This window comes from Shewanella sp., assembly GCF_013214165.1.
GTDB lineage: Bacteria > Pseudomonadota > Gammaproteobacteria > Enterobacterales > Shewanellaceae > Shewanella.
In genome coordinates, this window is record NZ_JABSSM010000006.1 from 83,543 (window position 1) to 90,308 (window position 6,766).

At 38.7% G+C, this 6,766-nt stretch carries 6 protein-coding genes; 4 read left to right on the forward strand and 2 right to left on the reverse strand.

Annotated elements, in window-relative coordinates:
- Window positions 1-10 precede the first annotated feature (10 nt).
- Window positions 11-340, forward strand: coding sequence for a DUF3332 family protein (locus tag HRU42_RS03240; RefSeq protein WP_295028909.1), 330 nt, complete (start codon window positions 11-13; stop codon window positions 338-340).
- A gap of 565 nt (window positions 341-905) precedes the next feature.
- Here the strand turns inward: HRU42_RS03240 and HRU42_RS03245 are convergent.
- Window positions 906-1,073, reverse strand: coding sequence for a hypothetical protein (locus tag HRU42_RS03245; RefSeq protein ID WP_295028910.1), 168 nt, complete (start codon window positions 1,071-1,073; stop codon window positions 906-908).
- Window positions 1,074-1,319: 246 nt separating this feature from the next.
- Between HRU42_RS03245 and HRU42_RS03250 the strand changes: the two genes are divergently transcribed.
- On the forward strand, window positions 1,320-1,715 hold the full coding sequence (locus HRU42_RS03250) for a glutaredoxin family protein (RefSeq protein ID WP_295028911.1): 396 nt from the start codon (window positions 1,320-1,322) through the stop codon (window positions 1,713-1,715).
- A gap of 664 nt (window positions 1,716-2,379) precedes the next feature.
- Entirely contained in the window at window positions 2,380-3,555 is a 1,176-nt protein-coding gene (locus HRU42_RS03255) for an NAD/NADP-dependent octopine/nopaline dehydrogenase family protein (protein ID WP_295028912.1), read from the forward strand.
- A gap of 197 nt (window positions 3,556-3,752) precedes the next feature.
- On the opposite strand, the gene HRU42_RS03260 is transcribed toward HRU42_RS03255, so the two are convergent.
- Complete coding sequence (locus HRU42_RS03260; protein WP_295028913.1) at window positions 3,753-4,463, reverse strand: hypothetical protein; 711 nt, start codon at window positions 4,461-4,463, stop codon at window positions 3,753-3,755.
- Window positions 4,464-4,977: 514 nt separating this feature from the next.
- Between HRU42_RS03260 and glnD the strand changes: the two genes are divergently transcribed.
- Window positions 4,978-6,766, forward strand: a 1,789-nt coding sequence (glnD, locus tag HRU42_RS03265) for a [protein-PII] uridylyltransferase (protein WP_295028914.1), incomplete at its 3' end; no start/stop codon positions are given.

Sequence of the window (6,766 nt, forward strand, 5' to 3'; positions counted from 1 at the left end):
GAGTTTGTTAATGAAAATCAAAGTTTTATCTACAGTCATACTGTCAGTGTTGTTATCGGGTTGTGCCGGTCAAATGGCAGTAACCAAGGCAACAATGGAATTTAATATGGATGCTGTGGATAATCGTTATGCCAGAGGTAGCCTAACAATACTGATGGCTCCTGTGTATGCCGTTACTACCGTTGCCGACTACGGATTATTTAATCCTATTGAGTTTTGGACTGGTGAAAATATCCTCACGGATAAGAAGTCCATCTATGATATGGAAGGTAAAAACTATATAGAAATAAATGACGATTTAGATGAGTCATTAAAAATAGCTCCAATTAAATTATATTAACTCTCTACAGTGCAAGTGGATCTAAGTTAGAGGTCCACTTGCACTGTATCATACTAAATGAAAACAAAATGCTATTGCTAATATTCTGGGTGCATTAACAGGTTCTTAAATATAACTATTCTTATTTTTAAATAATCAACATGTAAGCTAGTGGGTTTTAAATGGATTGTTCCATATATTGTCTGTATGTCTTTCATTGTTTAATGTTGGTTTTAAATGTGAAGTTTTACTTCACATTTTATAAATAATCTATTTGATTACGTGACACTGACACTGACACTGACACTGACACTGACACTGACACTAACATTGTGGTCCGACTGGGCAATCTGGAAACTTGTCACATATATTTGCATATGCAGAAAATGAAAGAGGTGCAACAACATTATAATGGATGCTGAAGAAGTTATTATTCTAATTAATAATGTTATTTTTATTCGGTATGGTAATGTGTTTATTTCTTCAACCGAAAACATAAACAAGTAGTATGTTAGATATCTACTGTTTAATGTTTCATTTCTGCTGTATAGGAGGTCTAATATTAAATAATAGACCTCCTACAATTCTAGATTCCAGCACATCGCTTGTAGGCAGCCTCACAAGCTCTTTCATTTAAACCATCATCACGCTCTACACACGCCATGTATTTAGCTAAACACGGTGATATTGCTGATGCACCAGCGGATAAACCAATAGATAGAGCAAAAGAGAGCATTAAAATTTTAGTTTTCATAATAGACCTAAGTATTTAGTTGGGGGTTTGAATTTGTTTTTTGTATTATATTCCCCCCTGATGTTTAATAGGGGGTAGTTAATATAATGTTATAATCTGCAGAGAGTCAATAGTGCTAATGGATTAATATTATACTTTCTCGCTAAGCCTAAAGTGCTGCCCATTGAATTATTAAGTTTTGTCATAGTTGTTTAAGTTTCTATATTGAGGTAGTTTGTCGTAAAGTTGCATTTTGAGAGGTTTTTTATGTCAACTGTAAGTGGGCGGATGTTTAAAGATGTTGTTGTGTATACCTTGTTGATTTTCATCGGGGTATTTTCAGGTTATGGAGTCATGCTTGGATATAAGGAGTTTACTGAGCCTAAGCTAGTACTTGTTGGTGATTATACTCAGCACTTCGAAAGTACAGATGAGAAAGTAATTATGTATGGTACAGATTGGTGTCCTGTATGTTCAAGAACTCGTGAGTTTTTTATTGAAGAAGGTATTACCTATAAAGAACGCAATCCAGAAAAAGATGGGTATGCATTTGAACTTTATAAAAAATTAGGTGTAAATGGATATCCTGTTATTGTCATTGGTAATAAAAGAATATTTGGGCTCGATACCAAAGAGATAAAGCTGGCCTTAAATGAAAGTTGATTTATCCAAAGCAAAGATAAATCTGAGGTAAACAATCAGTTTAGGCTATGAATAAGTAATGGTTAGATTTAATTCATCGTCCATATAAGAAATAGCAACCACGCAGGAGATTGAGATATATCAAGTTGGGCAGTAAGTTCACAGTTGAGCTTGAGGATAAAAATTTATTTAAGTAACTGTTTACTTAATAACTATAGGCAGAAGTTACTAGGCGAATCGTATACAATTCGCTGTTTTATCTGATGTAAAAATAGCCGTAGCAAGAATAAAACCCTACAAATGGTATGTTTTTTCTGTACTAATTATTAAGTATTAGTAATTATTAATTATTAAGTATTAAGTATTAAGTATTAGTAATTACTAATTTGGCTTTTAACTTTATACAGCTTTCTACAGTTAGCTGTGAGTAGGATTTCTACGCAACACAGAATATTTTTCGCCGCGCCCTCACAATGCATACAAATATTGAAAGTTGCATTGTGATAACGACACCTGAATTACAGGATCTAGTCTGATAGAAATTATTGCTTTCTCGGAGTAAGAAAGTATAAGAATAACTACTGGTGTTTTGGTTATTCGATTTTCGCAGTGTTACACTGTCAAAGCGGTGATATTTATAACTTTCTAATTAATTTTAATATTTGTATATTTTAATGGAGAAAAAATGATAATCACCATAATTGGAGCTGGCAATGCTGGTTCCGCTTGTGCGTTTATGGCTGCAGAAGCAGGACATAAAGTAAGACTATTAAAGACTTCGAATCGTATTACTCATGATGACCACTTCGAAGCTATGAGCAGAAATAAGGGAATATACTGCATAGATAACACTAAAAAAGGCCATTTTACCGATAGTGCCGATGATGCCGAAAAAACCTTTCAACCATTGGAATTGATTACCCGAGACCCTAAAGAAGCGATTGAGGGGGCAGATGTAGTCATGATTTTCATTCAAACCACATACCACAGGGCTTTGGCTGAAAGAATTGCAAAGTATTTTCAGGATGATCAGTTGGTTATCTTGATACCTGGCTATGCAGGCAGTATCTTCTATAATCAATTTTGCGATAATAGTCCAATATTTGCAGAAGGGGAATCTACCCCTAATGACGCTAGAGTGGTTGAACCAGGTACTGTGAAAGTCTTATTTAAAAATGTCAGAAATTCGCTGTCATTTTTTCCCGCCTCAAGAACTGCTGAAGGAATGGCCATCGCATCCCGTTTGTTCCCTGCCTACAACATAGAAATGAGCAGCGTTCGAAAACATATATTCGAATCGGCACTGCATAACCCCAATATCATAGTTCATACGGTGGGGCAGTATGTTATGTATCCAATGCTTGAGTATTGTGCCAAGCATCATCCTGATGAAGTTCCATATATGTATAGGGATGCTCTTTCGACTGAAATGGCATGGCAAATGATAGAGAAGTTGGACGCGGAAAAAATGGCGGTGTTAAGTGCGCTAGGATGTGAACCCATTCCTTATTTAGAAGCCTGTTTATTCAGAAATGAACAAGATATTAATCAAGACCCTAGAGAAGTTTTTGAAAGCTATAAAATATCATCCCCTCCAGGACCTGACAGTTTCGACAATAGATACATAACTGAGGATGTGCCTATGGGCTTGGTTTTATTATCATCATTAGGTGATAAATTAGGTATAAATACGCCTGAGTGTGATCGTTTGATCGAGATGAGTGGTGGTATTTTAGCGAGAGATTTTTATAAAGAAGGCAGAACGTTAGCTTCGTTAGGCTTAGGTGAACTAACAAGCGAAGAGTTATTGCAGTTTGTAGAAACAAAAGTCGCGAACGCACATCTAGCTGTCCCAGTATAAGCACTGAGCATTAAGTTCTAGAACCTGGGGGCTGAGTCTGATGAAGCTGTATATTTCGGCAGTTTAGATCACTCATTCCCCCTATTTTCACTTTAAGTGATTTAAGTGATCTAAGTGCGCCAGTTGTCTCACCAGGTTCAACATGCAAGTACAGCGTTATTTATGACCTCTATTATATTGTTATTCATTGATTACATTCAAAATTTAGATTGCATGGCGAAACCCCAATTAGTCTCCTCTTCATTATAAGTCTCGTATTTATTAGATTCATAACGGTATCTGATCTCCCAGGACCAGCGTTCGCTCACACGATACCCAAGTGATAGCAAGGCATAGGTTTCATAACGTTCACTGCCATCAATAGCCACGCTGCCCTGCACAACCAAAGTGTTGTACCACCTATCACTCCAGGGCTTGAGAATCGTCGCACTGGCATTTGCGGTAATACTGTCACTACTGGAGTAATTTTTTACATTCAGGTAATTTGCTCCTAATTCAGTAAATACGGCGGTATCCATCCAACCATTAAATTCGCTAATAATGCCGACTTGATATTGGTAATGGTTAAAGCGGCCGATTTCCGTATCCGTTTTCCCATGGTTAATTTCAGCGTTCACATTCCAGTTACTTAATGTGCTTTGAGGCGAATAGAGATAAGACAAATTCCATTTATCTCCGCCAAAGTTGGTGTTTAATTCAACTTTCTGATTTTCCCAGCCATAGCGGCCAGCGACTTTTAGTACATCGGCGTCGAAACCCGCCCCTAAGCTTGTGGTTAAATTAAGAGGGTCTGCAATGTGGCGAATGGGCTGTGCATTTACAGCATTGGAGAGGCAGAGATAAATGAAGGTTACGGGAAGCCCGATCTTATTATTGAAATGCATTTGCAATACCTGAAAAAATAACATTATCACAGTCTAAGCAAGATCACTCAACACATTTTACCAAGTATTACAATGTCTTAAGTGATTGGTAATATTGGCGCTTAATGCAAACAAAGGTATCAATTGGTATCTTATGCACAGCCCCTTTTATTGGAAACATGCATCAATAAAGGGGGGGGGGAGCAAATTAAGCTAGATCTTTTGCTTGTAGCTTGTATATCCAGAGTATGGGTGAGCACTAGGCTTTATTGATAACTCCAGTAGTCACTCGTGAGTCAAGATGACTAATGGCAGATTCTTCGTGCAAGTGTGCGCTGCAACTCAGGTGTAGAGTTCACAAAAATAAATTATAGCCATGGCTGGTTTCGCTTCGGGAAACTATACTGGCTGAAGGTTAATATCGCTGTTATCGATTTGTAATTTTCACTTAGATCATCTACCCTATTTGCTCATTTCAAGGCCATTGCAGAACGGTTTAATTGGTATAAAAAAGTCAAAAAACCAAATTGTACTCACTGTAAACAGGCACAGGAGAAGCATGTCAGATTCTGATATATCACCTCAATTCAGTTCAAAAATGAGCATTACCGATTATAAAAAAGTAATCCAAGATGCTGATAACTACCTCAATGAAAACTTTACCCACGTTGCTATCGACGAGATAGTAAAGTTGCGCGCTGATTTTTTTGATGCCTTGCTGCTCCATCTCTGGGAATGTGCCAAACTCGCTACCGAAAACCTATCTCTCAATGCCATCGGTGGCTATGGCCGCCAAACGTTACACTTACACTCTGACATTGATATTTGTGTGTTATTTCCCGAAGAGCTTAGTCCTCATCAAAGCACCCAGATTGGCCTTTTTTTTACCCAACTATGGGATCTAGGTCTAGAGATAGGCCATAGTGTTCGAGCACTGACTGACATAGATACAGCGTGTAAAGAAGACATTACCATAGCTACCTCACTATTTGAAATTCGCCATTTATCGGGTCCTGAGTACCACGCTAATCAGGTCTTAGACAGACTATATGGCGATGATCTCTGGAGCAGTGAAGGCTTCTTTAAAGCCAAGGTCAGTGAGCAAGATGAGCGTCATCTAAAGGCGCAAGGCAGTGCTTTTAGCCTAGAACCCAACCTAAAAAATAGCCCAGGTGGTATGCGTGATATCCAAACCCTGATATGGGTAACCCGTAAGTATTTCGCTGCTGAGGATATGGCGGCGTTAAGACGGTTCGGCTTCTTTACTAGCGATGAATATGCAGAACTATTAGAGTCACAACATTTTATCTGGCGTGCACGTTGGGCATTACACGCCGCAGCTCAGCGATCACAAAATCGATTACTTATTTCTTTGCAAAGTGATGTGGCCAGGCTGATGGGCTTTGGAGACAATAGTCACCTGGCTATCGAAAAAATGATGCGCCAGTTATATCGGGCAATGAGGCGGATTAGCGAACTTAATCAAATGCTATTACAGTATTTTAAAGATGAAATTCTGGAGCAAACAGACAAGAAATCTACCCCGTTAAATCAACACTTCGAAATCAATGGTCGACTGATCAATGCTCGCCATGATGATGTATTTGTCGATCGCAAGCAGCTTATCGCTCTGTTTATTCATATAGCAGAAAACGCCAACGATATTGACGGTATTACCCCGCAGACGATTCGATTAATACGTCAGGTCAGGCGACGATTACTGGGTGATCTGCAAGATTTTCATAGCTGCCGCAAAGAGTTCATCTCGCTATTTCGTCATCCTCAAGGCATGGGGCTCGCGCTATCATTAATGCACAAGCATGGGATCTTAGCCTCCTATCTTCCCCAGTGGCGCGAAATTGTGGGTCAGATGCAATTCGACTTATACCATGTTTATCCCGTAGACGAGCATACTCATAAGTTACTAAAAAACTTATATTCATTCAGTGGTAAACCTGATTCACCCTCTCTTGCACAACCTAGTGCCGTTTACAAAGCGATAGAGAATAAAGAGGTATTGCTGTTAGCCGCCTTGTTCCATGATTTAGGCAAAGGACGCGGCGGTGACCACAGTGAATTGGGGGCTGTCGACGCGTTGCAATTTTCTAAATTTCATGAACTAAAACCTTCGCAAGCTAAGGTGATAACCTGGTTAGTTAAAAACCATCTATTGTTATCCTTATCCTCCCAACGGTTAGATATATATGACCCTTCGGAAGTAAAGAATCTTGCTAAAGCGATAGGCACTAAAGCCAGACTCGATGCTCTGTATTGTTTAACGGTTGCCGACATTAAGGCAACAAATGATGTTCTGTGGACCAATTGGAAGGCAAGCTTACTTCGAGATC